The sequence below is a fragment of the Streptomyces sp. NPDC031049 genome, from assembly GCF_055571015.1.
On sequence record NZ_JBVIGC010000003.1, the window covers coordinates 135,060 to 152,109 of the forward strand.

Sequence of the window (17,050 nt, forward strand, 5' to 3'; positions counted from 1 at the left end):
GCCAGCCGTGTCCGTGGTCGTTTCACGGCTCCGTCACGACGGGGACCGCGGGAAGGTGCTGGGCGGGGACGAGAGCCGTCGGTACGGGCTCCGTCATGGCGGCCCGGAACAGCTCCGCCGCCGACCGTCCCCGCCGCCGGTCCGACACCACGACGCCGCCCGTCCACTTGCCCGTTGCCGTCCGATAGCGATGCTGCAGCTCTCCCACCCGCGGGCAGTGCCGTTCCCTTATCGCCGCGTAGGCCGGGTGGCAGTGGGTGTTCCAGCTGAGGTCCTCCGCGTATGTCGCACAGGCGGCTGGGAAGAGGACGGCGGAGATCAGCAGGTCGGCGACCTGCAGGCCGATGTGGGAGTCGCTGTGTCCGAACACGGGCGACTCCGTGACATGCGGCAGCAGGTCCCCGCCCGCGCGGAACTTGCGGGTCGTCACGCAGTGCACGTTGTCCACGTTCTTGCTCTTCGTGCGACTGTCGAGGATGACGACGCCTCGTTCGTCGCGTTCGGCGAGGAAGTGCTCGAAGTGGGCGCACAGGGATGCCACGGACGCGCCGTACATCGCGTCCTCCGCGTTGGCGGCGCCGTCCTGTTTGACACAGATCCTGGCCAGCACCCGGCAGTCGTGGCGCTCCAGCAGCGCCAACAGCTTGTCGATCAAGCCGTGCGCCAGGCGGACCTGGTTGCGGTTGCCGTTGCGCAGGTGGGCGCGGATGTTGGAGCCCTTGATCTCGGTGCGGATGACCTCACTCAACTTGGCGGCCTGCCGCAGAGTTGGCCGGAACTGCTTCTTCAGGGCGATGAAGTCCCAGGTCAGTGCCCGCAACGCGGACTCGCTGACGATGATGCCGCCGATCACCATCACGGGAGGGGCCTCGGGAGTGGATGGGTCGACCGTCTGCCCGTCACCGGACTCATCGACGTAGCACAGGTACAAACGCTCCCCCGGTCCCCAACGATCCCCGCCATGCCTTCCGAGAAACAACTATGGCCGCCCCAGAATCCTGAAGGGCAGCCATAGGGGTTGCTGCGCTGGGCGCAGCCTTGTTTTGATGCTGCGCCCAGCCTATGACGGCCCCTCGCACACGCGCAACTACGCGCCGTTACACCGCTGCGGTGACCCGCCGGCCGCCTTCCACCAGCTCCCGCAGCTTGGCCCGCGTCTCGGGATCGGTCGAGTACAGGACCGTGCCCTTCATGCCTCGCGTGAGCAGGACCTTGTAGGTGTTGCGTACCAGACGGCCGACGACGTCGTCCGTGACCGACTTCCGGCGCAGGTCCGGATCGTGCGAGGCGGCCCGGTTCACCACCCACCCGTCCTGGCGCCAGACCAGGTCGGGTCCGATGATGACGCCGTTCCAGTCGTACTCGAAGCCCTGGGCGGTGTACACGCAGCCGACCTGGCCGAAACCGGCCGGGTCGGTGGCCCACAACGCCGCCGGAGGTGCTCCGGACACGGACCGGTCCCCGCGAAGGTTCCAGGGTTTCCTCCACTCCCCGATCACGACGTCCAAGGGCAGCGGATCACCATCCCTCGGCTCTTCTCTCGCCCAGGGCCAGCAGTATCCGGCCGTCATCCGGGCGCGGTCGCCGCCGGCCTGCCGTGCCCGTAGGAAAGCCTCGAGTTCCTCGGGCGAATCGGCCACGCGCAGGTCCATGAGCCCGTCCGGCTCCCAGGCGACCGGCCCGCCGTCCTCGAAGCCCAGCAGACGGTGCGTCCAGTGGACGTACGACTCGCTGCCACCGCACCGGAACTGCGCGTCCAGCTCGATGAGTTGCCAGTCCAGTCGCCGCCGCTCCGCCGCCTCGATGATCTGCGGGACCGTCCCCTGCTCGCCCGGCCGGACCACCTGGTGTTCGTCCAGCAGGAACACGGGGACGCGGGCGGCGTCGATGAGCTCCTCCACCTGAGGTTTGCCCGTGCGCAGCCGGGCCGGGGTCCAGCGCTGGTTGGAGGTCTCGCGGATGCGGTGCGCCTCGTCGCACAGCAGGACCTCGAGGCCGTTCTTCTCGACCGCCATGAAGTCGTTGAAGTACTTGAAGAGCTTCTTCACCGCCGGCTTCCGGGCCCCCGCGACCTTTCGCATCGTGAGGGTGAAGGAGCGTGATCCGGTGGCGTGCAGGGCGGTGTGTCCATTGCGATACAGCTCGCCGAGCAGCGAGAGCGCGATCACGCTCTTGCCCGTGCCCGGGCCACCCGTCACGATCACGACTTCCTTGTGGTCCGCACGGCGAGCCTTGCGCACGGCGTGCATGACCGTCTCGTAGGCCAGGTGCTGCTCGTCAAGGAGGACGAACTCCTCGCGCTCGCGCACTTCTCGGGCGGCGAGGTCCATCAACTGACGCGACGGCTTGATCGTCGCGTGCTGCAGTTCGTCGGCAGCACGCGCGCCCGGCTCGGGGGCGAACCGCTCCTTGAGGAAGTCGATGAACGCGCCACGCCGGTCCCTGCTGAAGAGCCGCCCGTGGACACGCTGCCCGACGTCGTACAGGCCTGCTACGCCGCCTTCGGGAGCGTTGTGGAGATAGGCGACACCGGCGATGCGTTCGGGGTTCTGCGCAAGTGCGCCGTTGAATCCGACCAAGTAGTCGCAGTAGTCGGCCACTTGCAGGATGGGGTTGAGCTTGGGCCTTCCGTATCCGTCGACCAGGCAGCGCTCCGCGGCCCCGTCGTAGGGTTCCGCGGAACTCCACTGCTTGAGTTCGACGACCACGTAGGAAGGAGCGCCGGTCTGCGGGTGTATTCCAGCCAGGACCACGTCAGCGCGCTTGCTGGACAGCGGGAGCTGATATTCGAGCATCATCTCCACACCGCCCAGGCCTGCGTCCATCAGCGCATTGGCCACCTGCGGGATGCTGCGCTCCCACGAGCGTATTTCGGACGGGCTGGGCTTTCGCTGGTGGGTGTGGAAGAACTGCTCGGTCATATGGACGGCCAGGGTGCCGACGACTCGGTCCTCGGGCCCTGACATGTGGTCGGCGGCGATGGTCGACGCCGAACCGCGATACAGCACGGAAAGCCCCCAGGCAGCACGAAGCGACTCGTGCGGATGGGGGGCATGTCCTGAAGCGGAAGCCCGTCGGACCGCAGGTGAAGATTTTCAGGGAGAAGATTACCGCGCTGCTGTGCGGGCTCCTGTGGGACCGTGACCGGTGCGCGTCCCGTTGAAAGGGCCCCTGCCGGGACTCATGAGCCCCGGTCGAGACTGAACGACAGACGAGTCGGGCTGTACGCCGGGTTCTGTCCCCCGGTCCCTCGCGGGAGACGGGGTGACGGCCATCCATCTAGGGCCGGTGTTGCCACCGGCCTCCAGCGGTCTACCCGCGGACTCGGGCGGGCCGCCCTCGGACATCCGCGCAGGGGCACCGGGGTGCCCCCTTCTTGACCTTGCTCCGGGTGGGGTTTACCTAGCTGCCCAGGTCACCCTGGGCACTGGTGGTCTCTTACACCACCGTTTCACCCTTACCCAGCGCCTGAGCACTGGGCGGTTTGTTTTCTGTGGCACTGTCCCGCGGGTCACCCCGGGTGGCCGTTAGCCACCACCCTGCCCTGTGGAGCCCGGACGTTCCTCGGGAAGCCCCGCTAAGGGGACTCCACGCGGCCGTCCGCCCGGCTCGTCTGCCGTGTCGACCATGGTACCCGGCGGGTCGGACGCCGCGGACCGGCGGCGGACGTGGCCAGGACGGAGCCCGCCAGGATCAGGGTGAAGGCGACGCCGACGGTGAGGGTCAGGGTCTCGCCCAGGAAGAGAGCGCCCGCGGCGACGGCCACCGCCGGGTTGACGTAGGTGATGACGCCGGCCCGGGTCGGGCCCACCTCCTTGATCAGTTCCAGGAAGGCCACGAACGCGACCGCCGTGCAGACCACGCCGAGGCCGGCCAAGGCGACCAGGGCCTCGGTCGAGGGGAGGGCGGCGGGGCGGGTCAGGAAGGCTGCGGGGGCGTACACCACGGCGGCCAGGGTGAGGCAGGGGGTGATCAGCTGGAGGGTGGGGACCTGCTTGAGGTGGCGGGCGGCTATCAGGGGCGCGGTGGCATAGCCGACGACGGTCACCAGGACCTCGGCCAGTGAGCGGGCGTCGCCGCCGGTGAGGTGCGGCACGGTGAGGACCGCGACGCCCGCGAGGCCGAGGGCGAGTCCGGTCGCGCGGCGGGCGCCGACCCGTTCCTCCGCGCCGAAGAAGCGGGCCAGGAGGACGGCGACGATGGGGACGCCCGCGATGAGCAGGCCCGCCGTGGAGCTGGACAGATGGCGCTCGGCGTCGGTGAGGGTCCACCAGGGGCCGACGATCTCGATGACCGCGAACGCCAGCATGGGCTTCCAGTGCGCCCGGACGGTCCGGGCGAGGCCGCCCTGGCGGAGGGCGAAGGGGAGGAGGAGCGCGGCGCCCAGCGCGCAGCGCGTGAACACCACCACGGACGGGGTCACCTCGTCCACCGCCACCTTGATCATGAGGTAGGGGATGCCCCAGACCACTCCCATCAGGGAGAACAGGAACCAGCCGCGTGCAGTCATGCGGCGAGTCTGCGCGGGCTCAGCGCCCGGCGTCTTGAACGCTGTTGCGGTACGCCGCCGGGGTCACGCCCGTCACCCGGCGGAACCAGCGGGTCAGGTGGGCCTGGTCGGCGAAGCCCACCAGGGCCGCGGCCTCGGCGGGGCGCAGGCCGGCGTCGAGGAGGGCGCGGGCCCTGGTCACGCGGTACTGCGCGAGCCATGCGTACGGGGGGATCCCCATCGTCGTACGGAAGGCGCGCAGGAGCTGGTAGCGGGACAGGCCCAGGTCGGCGGCGAGGGCGGCGAGGGACGGTGGGGCGAGGAGTTCGTCGGCGAGGCGGTCGCGTACGGCGCGCGCGATGCGGTCGGCGCCCAGGACCGTGTCGTCGGACGCGCGGGCCGTGGAGTGGCGGCGGGCCAGTGCCGTGAGCAGCCAGGGGATGCGGGATTCCGCTTCCAGGGGGTCGGGGCAGCGGGCCAGGTCCGTGTGTGCGGCGCGCAGGGCGCGGGCGAGTTCCGGGTCCTGGAGGACCGGCCGGCGGAAGTGCGGGGGGCCGGCGCTGCCGCGGGTCCCGTCCGCGAGCAGGGACGGGGGTGCGTACAGGGCCTGGTAGGCGTAGCCCTCGGGGGCCGCCGGGCCGCCGGTGTGCATCTCGCCGGGTTCGAGGACGACGATCGAGCCGGGGCCGGAGTGGATGTGCCCGCCGCGGTAGGCGATGACCTCCAGACCGCCGACCGTGACGCCGACGGTGAACTCGTCGTGCGCGTGCGGGGCGTAGACGTGGCGGTCGAAGCGGGCGGTGAGGAGGTCGAGGGGCGGGCCGCCGGGGCCGAGGTGGGCTCGGGTCCACCTGGTCTGTTCTCGTACGGCCATGCTTCGCACCCCCTCCCGGCGCCCCTCGCCCCCTCCGGCCAGGGGATCAGATCAGAGGAAGTCCGCGGTGTCCAGCTCGAATCCGAAGGGTTCCGGCAGGGCGAGCGGCTTGCCCAGGGGGCGGGTGCAGTGCTCCCGGTAGTCGTCCTTCTCCGGGGTTCTGAACAGGGTGATCGAGGACTCGTCGCGGTCGACGAGGAGGTAGAGGGGGATGCCACCGCGGGCGTAGCAGCGGCGCTTGGCCTCGCGGTCGGCCCGCGGCTTGGCGGACGTCACCTCCAGGACCATGGCGACGCCGTCGCAGGGCATCCAGGGTTCGGCGCCGCGGTAGAGCCTCAGCTCCATGGGAGCGAACGTGCCGTCCGGGATCACGTGGTTCTTGGGACAGCCGTCTCCGCTCCGCAGCTTCAGCCCCTTGTTCCCTGAGAACTGCATGTCTGTCCGGGAGCGCCTGATCACCTGGTTCACGACCAACCCGATGTAGTCCTCGTGATCCCCGTCCGGTGGCGGCGTCACAACGATCTCCCCCTCGATCAGCTCGGCCCGGAAACCCTCCGGGGTGTCCAGGGCGAGGAAGCCCTCCAGCAGGACCTCTTCCTGCGTGAGCGGCTCGTGGGCCATGGCAGTCATGTCACGCCCCTCCTTCGGTCGCTCGCCAGACTGGGACATCGGCTGATCACCTGTCCGTGGATCGGGAACCGTTCCCTCGATCGTGGCACATGATCCCGGCCGCCGTCGGAAGCCGGAGCCGTCGCGCTTGACCCTGTCGCAACGTCAACGTCTCTACTGAGCGCATGCGGATCGGAGAACTCGCCGACGTCGTCGGCGTCACCACGCGGACCGTGCGGCACTACCACCACCTGGGGCTGCTGCCCGAGCCGGAGCGGCTGGCCAACGGATACCGGTCGTACACCCTGCGGCACGTCGTCGTGCTGGCGAGGATCAGGCGGCTGACCGAGCTGGGGCTCGGGCTCGCCGAGGTGCGGGACGTGCTCGCGGACGAGGCCGGCAAGGACCTCGCCGAGGTGCTGGAGGAGCTGGACGCGGACCTGGCCCGGCAGGAGGCGGCGATCCGGGAGCGCCGGTCGCGGCTGCGGGCTCTGCTGGAGCGCGGGGAGCTGCCCGCCGAGGGGCCGGTGTCGGCGGAGCTGGGCGCGCTGCTCGCCGACCTGGCGCGCGCCTCCGACTCCCCCATGGCCGCCCGGGACCGGGAGATGCTCGCCCTGCTGGAGAGCACGGCCGCCCCGGAGGACCGGGAGCGGTTGCTCGGGGTGCTGCGCGGGGCGCTGGACTCCCCGGAGGCACTGGCCCGCGCCGACCGGGCCTACGCCCTGCTGGACGACCTCGCCGACGCCGACCCCGGCGATCCGCGTGTCGCGGAGGCGGCGCGGGCCCTCGCCGACTGCATCCCGCCGGGGCTGCTCCCCGAGGACGAGGTGGTGCTCGATTCCCGCGACGGCTTCCTGCGGGCCTTCTACGCCGACTTCCCGCCCGCCCAGGCGGAGGCGATCCGGCAGGCCATGCGGATCGCCTCCGGCGGGAGGCGGCCGTGAGGGCGGCGGTCCGGACCGGGTACGTCCTCGTGCGGCACGAGCTGCGGCTGCTGGCGAGCCTCGGGATGTGGGTGGCGCGGCGCACCCACGGGACGGGCGGCGGCGGGCGGGCGTTCGGGTACGCGCGCGGGCAGGGCGCGATGATGTTCGGGTTCGGGTTCGTGTGCGTCGTCGAGGCGGTGATGATGGCGCTGCTGCTGCGGGACTGGCCGGCCGTCCACCACGTCGTCCTCGTCCTGGACGTGTACACGATCGTCATCGTCGTCGGCCTGCACGCGGCCTCCGTGGTGCGTCCGCACGTGCTGGACGCGGACACCGGGGTCCTCCGGGTCCGCCGGGCCGTCCACGTGGACGTACGGATACCGCTGGAGCGGATCGGCTCCGTCCGCCGTGAGCTGCGCCTGAGCCACGAGCGGGCCGACGGCGAGCTGAACGTGGACGTGGGCTCGCGGACCACGCTCACCCTGGAGCTCACCGAGCCCGTCACCCACGTCTCCTTCTTCGGGCGGCGGCGCGAGGTCCGGCTCGTGCGCTGCCACGCCGACGACGCCGACGGCCTGCTGCTCGCCCTCGCCGAGGCGCGGTCCGCCCTGGTCCGGGGCGCTTAGCGCCGTACGGCAGGCCGTACTCTGTCGGGGGGCCTCAGAGCGAAGGAGTACGTGTGCTTGTCCTGTTGCCGCCGTCCGAAGGGAAGGCGCCGTCCGGGCGTGGCGCCCCGCTGAAGCCCGAGGCGCTGTCGCTGCCGGGGCTGGGCGCGGCCCGCGAGGCCGTCCTCGACGAGCTGGTGGAGCTGTGCTCCGCCGACGAGGAGAAGGCGCGCGAGGTGCTCGGGCTGAGCGAGGGGCTGCGCGGCGAGGTCGCCAAGAACGCCGGTCTGCGCACGGCCGGCGCCAGGCCCGCCGGGGAAATCTACACCGGTGTGCTCTACGACGCCCTGGACCTGGCCTCCCTCGACGCGGCCGGCAAGCGGCGGGCCGCCCGGTCGCTGCTGGTGTTCTCGGGGCTGTGGGGCGCGGTCCGGGTGACGGACCGGATCCCCTCCTACCGCTGCTCGATGGGCGTGAAGCTGCCCGGGCTGGGGGCGCTGGCCGGGCACTGGCGGACGCCGATGGCCGAGGTGCTGCCGGAGGCGGCCGGGGAGGGGCTGGTGCTGGACCTGCGGTCGGCCGCGTACGCCGCCGCCTGGAAGCCCAAGGGGGAGGTCGCCTCCCGGACGGCGACCGTACGGGTGCTGCACGCGCCGACCCGGAAGGTGGTCAGCCACTTCAACAAGGCCACCAAGGGACGCATCGTACGGAGCCTGCTGACCTCCGGTTCCGTCCCGAAGGACCCGGCGGAGCTGGTGACGGCGCTGCGGGACCTCGGGTACGAGGTGGAGGCGGAGGCGCCCGCGAAGGCCGGGAAGGCCTGGTCGCTGGATGTGCTGGTGACCGAGGTCCACTGAGCGGCGCGTCCTGCGCGGAGGTGGATGGCGTTGCACGACATGCAATGACCTTTGCGCAGGATGCTTCTCACGGGCACGATGAGGTCATGACGTCACTTCAGCCCTCCTCCCCGCCCGTCTCCGTGCTGGACCTCGCGCCCGTCGTCCCCGTCGTGGTCGTCGAGGACGCCGCCGACGCCGTGCCGCTGGCGCGGGCGCTGGTCGCCGGGGGGCTGCCCGCGATCGAGGTGACGCTGCGGACGCCCGCCGCGCTCGACGCCGTCCGGGCCATCGCCGAGGGGGTGCCGGAGGCGGTGGTCGGCGTCGGCACCGTCGTCACGCCGGGGCAGGTCGCCGAGGCCGTGGCCGCCGGGGCTCGGTTCCTGGTCAGCCCGGGGTGGACGGATGCCCTGCTGGACGCCATGCGGGGGTCCGGGGTGCCGTTCCTGCCGGGGGTGTCGACCACGTCGGAGGTGGTGGCGCTGCTGGAGCGCGGTGTGCGGGAGATGAAGTTCTTCCCGGCCGAGGCCGCGGGCGGCACCGCCTACCTCACGTCGCTCGCCGGTCCGCTGCCGCAGGCCCGCTTCTGCCCGACCGGCGGCATCGGCCCGGCCACCGCGCCCGCGTATCTGGCACTGCCCAACGTCGGCTGTGTGGGCGGCAGTTGGATGCTGCCCCGGGACGCCGTCGCCGGCCGGGACTGGACGCGCGTGGAGGCGCTGGCGCGCGAGGCGGCCCAGCTCGGCACGGGCGGGGCCGGCCGCTAGCACCGCCCTATGGGTGGGTCGACGCCGCCCTATGGGTGGGTCGACACCCCGGTACGGGCGGCCGACCCGCGGTACACGGCGGCGGGCACCGCGCTACGGACGGTCGGCCCGCGGCACGGCGGCCGGTACGGCGATACGGCGGCCGGTACCGCCGTACGTGGCGTCAGCGCAGGTGGGACGTGTCGTTGAACAGGCGGACGCTGGCGTTGCCGTCGGCGTAGTAGGCGATCGCCGAGAGCGAGGCCGCCGAGAGTTCCATGCGGAACAGCGCCTCGGGCGGGGCGCCCAGGGCGAGGCGCACGAAGGTCTTGATCGGCGTCACGTGGGAGACCAGGAGGACGGTGCGGCCCTGGTACGCGGCCACCAGCTTGTCGCGGGCGGCGGCGACGCGGGCCCCGGTCGCCGCGAAGCTCTCCCCGCCGCCGGTGGGCGCGGCGTCCGGCGAGGCGAGCCAGGCGTTCAGGTCGTCCGGGTGGCGCTCGCGGACCTCGGCGAAGGTGAGGCCCTCCCAGGCGCCGAAGTCGGTCTCCCGCAGGCCCTCCTCGATCGCCACGTCGAGACCGAGGCGGTCGGCGACGACGGCGGCGGTCTCGCGGGTGCGGGCCAGCGGTGAGGAGACGATCGCCTGGACGGTGCCGCGCCGGGCGAGCGCCTCGGCGACCCGTTCCGCCTGCTCCCGGCCGACGGCGGACAGGGAGGGGTCGCCGCCGCCGCTCCCGGAGAACCGCTTCTGCGGGGTCAGCGGGGTCTCGCCGTGCCGGAGCAGGACGAAGGTGGCGGGCGCCCCCATGTCCGGCGGCCCCCACCCGGGCGAGGCCACGGCCTTCGCGGCCCGCACGTCGGCCCTCGCCGAACGGCCATCGGCATCGGCATCGACGTCAGCACCGGCATTGGCACCGGCACCGGCGGAACGGGTCGCGCCGCCGGCACCGGCAGCCCGCGCGGCGGCATCGGCCTCGACGTCATCGCCACCGGGAGCCGGAGATTCGGCGGGGGCGGGCTCACCGGCGGCGACGGAGTCCCCACGGGAAACACCTCCCCCGGCGGAGCGGGGCTCCCCACCCGAGGATTCGGCACCCGGCGCGGCCCCTCCCGCGGTTCCGGGCACGCCACCCGGCGCGGCCCCTCCCGCGGAGCCGGGCGCGTCGCCCGGCGCGGACGCCCCGGTGTCCAGTTCCGCCGTCGACGTCGACGGGGACCACGCCTCGCCGCGCGCCCCGGCGTCCATCGCCTCGTTGGCCAGGCGGTCGGCGTGCCTGTTGCTCTCGCGCGGGATCCACTCGTACGTCACCCGCTCCGGCGGGAAGACGCGGGCCGCCTCGGCCGCGAGCGGCTTCATGCCGGGGTGCTTGATCTTCCAGCGGCCCGACATCTGCTCCACGACGAGCTTGGAGTCCATCCGGACGTGCACGGAGGCCGCCGGGTCCAGCTCGCGCGCGGCGCGCAGGCCGGCCAGCAGACCCCGGTACTCGGCGACGTTGTTCGTGGCCACGCCGATGTACTCGGCGGCCTCGACGAGGGTCTGCCCCGTCGCCGCGTCCCGCACCACCGCGCCGTACCCGGCGGGACCCGGGTTGCCCCGCGACCCGCCGTCGGCCTCGACGACGAACTCCCGCACCGCCACCTGCTCCCTACAGACCCGAGTCGGAGGTGCGCACCAGGATGCGGCGGCAGTTCTCGCACCGCACAACGGTGGTCGGGGCCGCGGAGCGGATCTCGTTCAGCTCGGTGATGGCCAGCTCCTGGCGGCAGCCCTGGCAGGTGCGCTGGTACAGCTTGGCCGCGCCGATGCCGCCCTGCTGCTCGCGCAGCTTGTCGTAGAGCTTGAGCAGATCCGCGGGGACCGCCCCGGCGACGACCTCGCGCTCCTTGGTGACCGAGGCGGCCTCGCCGTCGATCTCCTCGAACGCGGCGTCCCGGCGCGCGGTCGCGTCGTCGATCTTCGCCTGCACGGAGGCGACCCGGTCGGTCAGCTCGGCCACCCGCTCCTGCGCGGACTCCCGGCGCTCCATCACCTCCAGGACGACGTCCTCGAGGTCGCCCTGCCGCTTGGCGAGGGAGGCGATCTCCCGCTGGAGGTTCTCCAGGTCCTTCGGCGAGGACACGGCGCCGGAGTCCAGGCGCTTCTGGTCGCGGGCGGCGCGCTGGCGCACCTGGTCCACGTCCTGCTCGGCCTTGGTCTGCTCGCGGGCGCAGTCGCTCTCCTCGGTCTGCGCGGCGACGAGCAGGTCGCGCAGCTGGGCGTGGTCCTTGGTCAGCGACTCCAGCTCGGCGTGCTCGGGCAGGGACCTCCGCCGGTGCGCGAGCTGCTGGAGGCGGACGTCGAGGGCCTGGACGTCGAGGAGTCGGATCTGGTCGGCGGGCTCGGCGTTCAGTTGGGGGCTCCTGCGGTTGATTCGGGGGACGCCGCGTGGGCGGTCCAGGGGTCGGTGACCGTCTTGGAGACGTGGACGCGCAGGTCCCATCCGTGCCGGTCGGAGATCTCGTCGAGCTGGCTCGCGGCCAGCTCGCACCAGGGCCACTCGGTGGCCCAGTGCGCCGCGTCGAGCAGCGCCAGGGGACCGTGCTCGCGGGCCTCCGACGCCGGGTGGTGGCGCAGGTCCGCGGTGAGGAAGGCGTCGACGCCGGCGGCGCGGACCTGGTCGAAGAGGCTGTCGCCGGAGCCGCCGCTGACGGCGACCGTGCGGACCCGCGCCTCCGGGTCACCGGCGACGCGGATGCCCTGCGCGGTGGCGGGCAGCCGCTCGGCGGCCAGGGCGGCCAGCTCGCGGACGGTGAGCGGGTGGTCCAGGGCGCAGATCCGGCCGAGACCGCGGCGGCCCTCGGGGTCGCCCGGGTCCGGCACCAGCGGGCCCTCGATCCGCAGGCCGAGGGCTCCGGCCAGCGCGTCGGAGACGCCCGGGTCGGCGGTGTCGGCGTTGGTGTGCGCGACGTGCAGCGCGATGTCGTTCTTGATCAGCGTGTGCACCACGCGGCCCTTGAAGGTGGACGCCGCGACCGTCGTCGTACCCCGCAGATAGAGCGGGTGGTGGGTGACGAGCAGGTCGGCGCCCAGCTTCACCGCCTCGTCGGCGATCTCCCGCACGGGATCGACGGCGAACAGGACCCGCGTGACCTCCTGGTCGGGGTCGCCCACGACGGTGCCGACCGCGTCCCAGGACTCGGCCCGCTCGGCGGGCCACAGGTTCTCCAGGGCGGCGATGACTTCTGACAGACGGGGCACGGATGCAAGGCTACCTGGCTGTTCTTCGCCGTTGTACCGCCACCGCCGACCCGCCCCCGACCCGCGCCGGAACAGCACATTCAGCGCCGCTTCCTCAGCCGAATCGTTCCTGTGCCACCCGTATGTGTGAAGCGGACGGCCCTCGGTGCCCCGCCCGTGCGTGCGAAAACTAGCTTCGTCGCCGGAGGTGACCGAACGATGACGGCCTGTGCCATCGAACCTTCGGCGGGTCCCGAGGACGGCGGGACGCCGCGCGCGGAGTGCGCCATCACGGCCGACGGCGCCTACGCCGCCCGCCTGGCCCGCAGCGGCGGCTCCTGGTACCCGGAGCGCTGGACCCTGGACGGCCCCGAGCCCTACGCGGTGCCGCTGCCCGGCAACCAGCCGGAGGAGCCGGGCACGGAGGTGCAGCCGATGGGCGACGGGCGGGTCCTCATCCACCGCAGGGCGGCCGGCCGGCACCTCTTCACGCTGCTGTACCCGACCGGCCCCGGCACCGGAGAGCTGCCGCTGGGCGCGGTGGAGTGCCCGGACGACACCACCAGGCTGCGGCTGCTGCCGCCGGCGCCGGGCGGCGAGCGGGCGTACGCGCTGGCCGTCGGGCCGCGTTCGACGGCCGTGTGGCTGGTGGCCGGGGGCGCCTTCGGGCCCGAGCACCTCGCCGAGATCCCCGGCCGCTGTTCGGGTGGGGTGTGGCTGGACCGTACGGCGCGGCTGCTGGCGCTGGACCGGGAGACCGGCGGGCGCACCAAGGCGGTCGTGGTCGATCTGGAGCGGGGCGGCGAGGTGTCGCCGCTGCTCCAGATCGCCGCCGACAGCGAGGACCGGCTGCTGCTGGCCGACCCGGACAGCGGGCTGCTCCTGATCGGCTCCGACGCACCCGCTCCCGGCCGGGAACTCCGGCTGGGCTGGGGGGTGCTGGGCAGTACGCTGCCGGTGCGCTTCCCGGAGTGCCTGCGGCTGCCGGACTGCGTGGTGACGCCGTTCGCCATCCAGCCGGGCCAGGTGCTGACGCCGGAGCGCTGTGCGGTGGCGCTGCGCCTCGACGGGGCGTTCGGCAGCTGGGTCGGGGTGTGGCGGCCGGCCGAGCGGCAGGTGCACCACCTGCCGGCGCCGCCGGGCTGGCTGGCCGGCGGCGGGACGTGGACGGCGGACGGGGTGCTGCACCTGCCGTACGCCACACCGGAGCTGCCGTGCGGGCTGGCCCGGCTGCCCGCCCCGCCCACGGACGGCACCGGCCCGGACGACGCGCAGGCCGCACCCGACCCCTCCTCCACCACCCCCTCCACCACCGCGGCCGCACCGGACTGCTCGGCCCCGGACGCGGCGGGCCCGGGCGGCACGGACGAAGCCGGGCACACGGCTCCCACGGGTCCGGGCGAAGCCGGGCACACGGCCCCCACGGCCCCCACGGGCCCGGACGGACCGGCGGAACCGGTGGAAGCGGACCCCCGGACACCGTCCGCGCCCCGCCCCGTCCCCCTTCAACAGGCGCCGCTGGCACGGCTTGTAACGAAGTAGTGCCGGTTGGCGTGGCCGCCTGGATCCGGTCCGCAGCGTGCCGGTTACACTCACCCGGCTGTAGGAAAGATCAGGTTGACGGGGTGAATTCCTTCCGATGAGCGACGCCAGCACGAACCAGCCGACCCGTGCCGACGGTGCAGACGTTCAGGAGATCGCCGCCGGCCACGGCCGGCACCGCGGTCCGGTCTCCACGCAGGACGCCGAGACGGCTCCCCGGGGCCGTCACCGCAAGCCGGCCCAAGAGGCCGAGACGGCGGCCTGACGGTACGTCACGGGCAACTCGGCGGCCCCGCACGTCACTCGCGACGTGCGGGGCCGTCGCCGTTCGCGGCCGCGGAACCTCCCGGACGGCCTCACCCGTACCGGACCACGGTGTCGACGAGGACCGGGACGTCGCCCCGCTCCACGGCGCTCACGGCGACGCGCACTCCGCCCGCGCCGTCCCCGCCCTCCTGCCACATGCGCACCCGGAGCGTCTCCCCCGGGTAGACGACTCCGGCGAACCGGGCGCGGTAGTCGCGCACCCGGCTCGCGTCGCCGTCGAGCAGCGTGTCGACCACGGCCTTGAGGGTGATGCCGTAGGTGCACAGACCGTGCAGGACGGGCCGGTCGAAGCCGGCGCGGGCGGCGAACTCCGGGTCGGCGTGGAGGGGGTTGAGGTCGCCGGTCAGCCGGTAGAGCAACGCCTGATCCTCCCTCACCACCCGCTCGACGACGGCCACGGGCTCCCCGGCCGGCGACTCGAGCCGCCCCGACGGCCCCCGCTCACCGCCCCAGCCGCCCTCCTGGCGGACGAAGATCTCGGCCTCGTCGGTCCACAACGCCCCGGCCTCGTCGGCCACGTCGGTGCGCAGGACGAGGACGGCCGCCGTGCCCTTGTCGTACACGGCGGTGATCCGGGACGTGGCGGTGGCGGTGCCGCGCACGGGGACGGGCCGGTGCACCCGCAGCCGTTGCCCGCCGTGCAGGACGCGGGTCAGGTCGACGTCGACGCCGGGCATGGACAGTCCGCCGGTCACCCCGGGCTCGCCGGCGCCGGCGACCGTGGCGAAGCTCGGCAGGACGTGCAGCCGGGTCTCCAGGGTGTAGCGCAGCTCGCGGGGGTCGGTGGCGGGGACTCCGGCGCCGATGCCGAGGTGGTAGAGCTGGACGTCCGCGGGTTCCCAGGCGATCGGGCGGGACCGTGGTCCGGCGGCGAGCGCCACGGCTGGGTCGATGGGCATGCGTCTCCTGTCGGTCGGCGGCGGCCGGGACCCGGGACATGTGTCCCGCGCCAGTCCGTACGAACGGCTCGGCCCGTACCGCACCCGGCCCCCGTAGCGTCGCACCCATGACTGGCAGCTCGGGGACGACCCCCCGACGGCGCCACCGTCGCCGACATCGCCGCCGCCCTGCACCTGTCGGAGTCCACGGTCCGCAGCCACCTCTCCTCGGCGATCGCCAAGACCGGCACCCGCAACCGCACGGAGGCGCTGCGCGAGGCCCGCCACCAGGGCCGGCTCCGACGGCTCAGCCCTTCTCCGCGGCCTCCCGCCGCGCCGCCGGCAGCCACACCCGCATCAGCACCGCCCCGGCGACCAGGACCACCGCCGCGGTCCGGAACACCAGCGCGTACCCCTCCGTCAGCGCCCCGGCCCCGACCGCATCCCCCGACACCCCCGACGCCCCGGACGCCCCCGCGTCCTCCCCCGACCGCGCCGCCGCGATCGTCGCCATCACCGCGAGCCCCAGCGAACCGCCCATCGTCCGCGAGGTGTTGACGAGCCCCGACACCAGTCCCGCGTCCCCGGGCGCCGCCCCTGACGTGGCGAGTGACGCCAGCGGCGTCGCCGACAGCCCGGCGCCCAGCATCATCAGCACCCCGGGGACCAGGATCGCGGTCACATACGCGCCGTCCACGCTCAGCGTCGACTGCCACCCGAACCCGGCGGCCGCCACGCCGGTGCCCAGGACGGCCACCGCCCGCTCCCCCAGCGTCCGCATCAGCCGCGGCGCCAGCTTGGACCCCAGCACCACCGCCAGCGAACTCGGCACCAGCGCCAGCCCGGCCTCGAGCGGCGAGTAGCCCAGCACGTTCTGCGCGTACAGCGTCATGAAGAACCACATGCAGAACATGGCCGACCCGCACACGAACATCGCCACGTTCGCCGACGCCACCGCCCGCACCCGCAGCAGCCGCAGCGGCATCAGCGGCGCCGCCGTCCGCGCCTGAACGACCAGGAACACCGCGATCAGGACCAGTCCCGCGGCCAGCGGCACCACCGTGGACGCCGCCGTCCACCCCGCGACCTCGGTCTGGGAGATGCCGTACGCGAGCACGGCCAGCCCGGCCGTCACCAGCACCGCGCCGGGCAGATCGAGCCGCCGCCGCTCCCCGGCCCGGCTCTCCGTCAGCCACACCAGGGACGCGGCCAGCACCACCACCCCCACCGGCACGTTGATCAGCAGCACCCAGCGCCAGGACAGCCCGTCCACGAGCAGACCGCCCACCAGTCCGCCGGCGGCGCCACCGCCCGCGCCCACGGCCGTCCACGTCGCGATGGCCCGCGCCCGCGCCGCCCCCTCGGGCACGGCGGCGGTGAGGATCGTCAGCGTGGAGGGCGCCAGCACGGCCGCGCCGAGCCCCTGCGCGGCCCGCGCCGCGAGCAGTTCCCAGCCCTCCCGGGCCAGTCCGCCGGCCAGCGAGGCCAGCGTGAACAGCGCCAGCCCGACCAGGAACATCCGCTTGCGCCCGTACAGGTCCCCGGCCCGCCCGCCGAGCAGCATGAACCCGGCGAAGGCGATGGCGTAGGCGTTCACCACCCATTGCAGGCCGTGCGCGTCCAGTCCCAGGTCGGTGCGCATCGAGGGCAGGGCGACGTTCACGACGGACACGTCCAGTACGACCAGGAACTGCCCGGCGCACGCGAGCGCCACGATCAGCCAGGTGGGCGGGGCGGGGCGCCGGGACATGCGGGCGGCGGCGGTGTCGGCGGCTTCGAGCATGCGTGTCATGGTCTCAACCCCTCCACGCTCCTGGCATCGGGATTTCGCCCCTCCGCTTCCGGTCCCTCAGACCTAGGCCCCGACGACCACGCGCCCCACCCCCCTCGACCACCCACCCCACTCCCTTCGACCACCCGCCCCACCCCTCCAGACCACCGCCCCGCCCCCTTGACCGCCCTCACCGCCCCAAGAGAAGGTCAAGAAATCGTTAG

General features: G+C 73.4%; 15 protein-coding genes, 1 other RNA gene and 2 pseudogenes. 7 read left to right on the top strand and 11 right to left on the bottom strand.

Features of this window, described 5'->3' with window-relative positions:
- Positions 1-22 precede the first annotated feature (22 nt).
- The 6 genes and pseudogenes from ACZ45Q_RS06200 to ACZ45Q_RS06225 form a co-directional block, all read right to left on the bottom strand.
- The gene (locus ACZ45Q_RS06200; RefSeq protein WP_468255670.1) at positions 23-979 is read right to left on the bottom strand and encodes a DUF3800 domain-containing protein; all 957 of its coding nucleotides are present in this window, start codon (positions 977-979) and stop codon (positions 23-25) included.
- A gap of 118 nt (positions 980-1,097) precedes the next feature.
- Positions 1,098-3,008: a DNA/RNA helicase domain-containing protein gene (locus ACZ45Q_RS06205; RefSeq protein WP_468255673.1), complete on the bottom strand. Its 1,911-nt coding sequence runs from the start codon at positions 3,006-3,008 to the stop codon at positions 1,098-1,100.
- Positions 3,009-3,208: 200 nt separating this feature from the next.
- Positions 3,209-3,612, bottom strand: an RNA gene (gene rnpB, locus ACZ45Q_RS06210) — RNase P RNA component class A.
- A gap of 118 nt (positions 3,613-3,730) precedes the next feature.
- Positions 3,731-4,510, bottom strand: a pseudogene (locus ACZ45Q_RS06215) (DMT family transporter); the annotation flags it as partial.
- Between the two features lie 19 nt (positions 4,511-4,529).
- Positions 4,530-5,363 (bottom strand): AraC family transcriptional regulator, encoded by an 834-nt coding sequence (locus ACZ45Q_RS06220; RefSeq protein WP_468255676.1) that lies wholly within the window; start codon positions 5,361-5,363, stop codon positions 4,530-4,532.
- A 51-nt stretch (positions 5,364-5,414) separates the two neighbouring features.
- Positions 5,415-5,993 (bottom strand): Uma2 family endonuclease, encoded by a 579-nt coding sequence (locus ACZ45Q_RS06225; protein WP_468255679.1) that lies wholly within the window; start codon positions 5,991-5,993, stop codon positions 5,415-5,417.
- A 164-nt stretch (positions 5,994-6,157) separates the two neighbouring features.
- Here ACZ45Q_RS06225 and ACZ45Q_RS06230 point away from each other — a divergent pair, with 164 nt between their 5' ends.
- The 4 genes from ACZ45Q_RS06230 to eda all read left to right on the top strand — a co-directional run bounded on the left by ACZ45Q_RS06230 (position 6,158) and on the right by eda (position 9,106).
- Positions 6,158-6,916 carry a MerR family transcriptional regulator gene (locus tag ACZ45Q_RS06230; RefSeq protein ID WP_468255682.1) on the top strand — a complete coding sequence of 253 codons (759 nt, stop codon included), beginning with the start codon at positions 6,158-6,160 and terminating at the stop codon, positions 6,914-6,916.
- 65 nt (positions 6,917-6,981) lie between these two features.
- Positions 6,982-7,524, top strand: coding sequence for a hypothetical protein (locus ACZ45Q_RS06235; protein WP_468256456.1), 543 nt, complete (start codon positions 6,982-6,984; stop codon positions 7,522-7,524).
- A 53-nt stretch (positions 7,525-7,577) separates the two neighbouring features.
- Positions 7,578-8,360, top strand: a complete 783-nt coding sequence (gene yaaA, locus ACZ45Q_RS06240) for a peroxide stress protein YaaA (RefSeq protein ID WP_468255685.1) — start codon at positions 7,578-7,580, stop codon at positions 8,358-8,360.
- Between the two features lie 86 nt (positions 8,361-8,446).
- The gene (eda, locus tag ACZ45Q_RS06245; protein WP_468255688.1) at positions 8,447-9,106 is read left to right on the top strand and encodes a bifunctional 4-hydroxy-2-oxoglutarate aldolase/2-dehydro-3-deoxy-phosphogluconate aldolase; all 660 of its coding nucleotides are present in this window, start codon (positions 8,447-8,449) and stop codon (positions 9,104-9,106) included.
- Between the two features lie 163 nt (positions 9,107-9,269).
- On the opposite strand, the gene ACZ45Q_RS06250 is transcribed toward eda, so the two are convergent.
- The 3 genes from ACZ45Q_RS06250 to ACZ45Q_RS06260 are packed head-to-tail and all read right to left on the bottom strand — an operon-like array spanning position 9,270 to position 12,329.
- Entirely contained in the window at positions 9,270-10,724 is a 1,455-nt protein-coding gene (locus ACZ45Q_RS06250; RefSeq protein ID WP_468255691.1) for a bifunctional RNase H/acid phosphatase, read from the bottom strand.
- Positions 10,725-10,737: 13 nt separating this feature from the next.
- Complete coding sequence (locus tag ACZ45Q_RS06255) at positions 10,738-11,481, bottom strand: zinc ribbon domain-containing protein (protein WP_468256458.1); 744 nt, start codon at positions 11,479-11,481, stop codon at positions 10,738-10,740.
- Positions 11,478-12,329, bottom strand: a complete 852-nt coding sequence (locus tag ACZ45Q_RS06260) for a Nif3-like dinuclear metal center hexameric protein (protein ID WP_468255694.1) — start codon at positions 12,327-12,329, stop codon at positions 11,478-11,480. Before ACZ45Q_RS06260 ends, ACZ45Q_RS06255 begins: the two co-directional genes overlap by 4 nt.
- Before the next feature lie 198 nt (positions 12,330-12,527).
- Here ACZ45Q_RS06260 and ACZ45Q_RS06265 point away from each other — a divergent pair, with 198 nt between their 5' ends.
- Together ACZ45Q_RS06265 and ACZ45Q_RS06270 are read left to right on the top strand one after the other, a co-directional pair.
- Positions 12,528-13,850, top strand: coding sequence for a hypothetical protein (locus ACZ45Q_RS06265; RefSeq protein WP_468255697.1), 1,323 nt, complete (start codon positions 12,528-12,530; stop codon positions 13,848-13,850).
- A 97-nt stretch (positions 13,851-13,947) separates the two neighbouring features.
- Positions 13,948-14,115 carry a hypothetical protein gene (locus tag ACZ45Q_RS06270; RefSeq protein ID WP_468255700.1) on the top strand — a complete coding sequence of 56 codons (168 nt, stop codon included), beginning with the start codon at positions 13,948-13,950 and terminating at the stop codon, positions 14,113-14,115.
- A gap of 91 nt (positions 14,116-14,206) precedes the next feature.
- Here ACZ45Q_RS06270 and ACZ45Q_RS06275 read toward each other — a convergent pair whose 3' ends face one another.
- Positions 14,207-15,076, bottom strand: coding sequence for a MaoC/PaaZ C-terminal domain-containing protein (locus ACZ45Q_RS06275; protein WP_468255703.1), 870 nt, complete (start codon positions 15,074-15,076; stop codon positions 14,207-14,209).
- A 135-nt stretch (positions 15,077-15,211) separates the two neighbouring features.
- Between ACZ45Q_RS06275 and ACZ45Q_RS06280 the strand changes: the two are divergent.
- A pseudogene (locus tag ACZ45Q_RS06280) lies at positions 15,212-15,355 on the top strand (response regulator transcription factor); the annotation flags it as partial.
- Positions 15,356-15,362: 7 nt separating this feature from the next.
- Here the strand turns inward: ACZ45Q_RS06280 and ACZ45Q_RS06285 are convergent.
- Positions 15,363-16,847, bottom strand: coding sequence for a DHA2 family efflux MFS transporter permease subunit (locus ACZ45Q_RS06285; protein ID WP_468255705.1), 1,485 nt, complete (start codon positions 16,845-16,847; stop codon positions 15,363-15,365).
- Between the last annotated feature and the right edge of the window lie 203 nt (positions 16,848-17,050).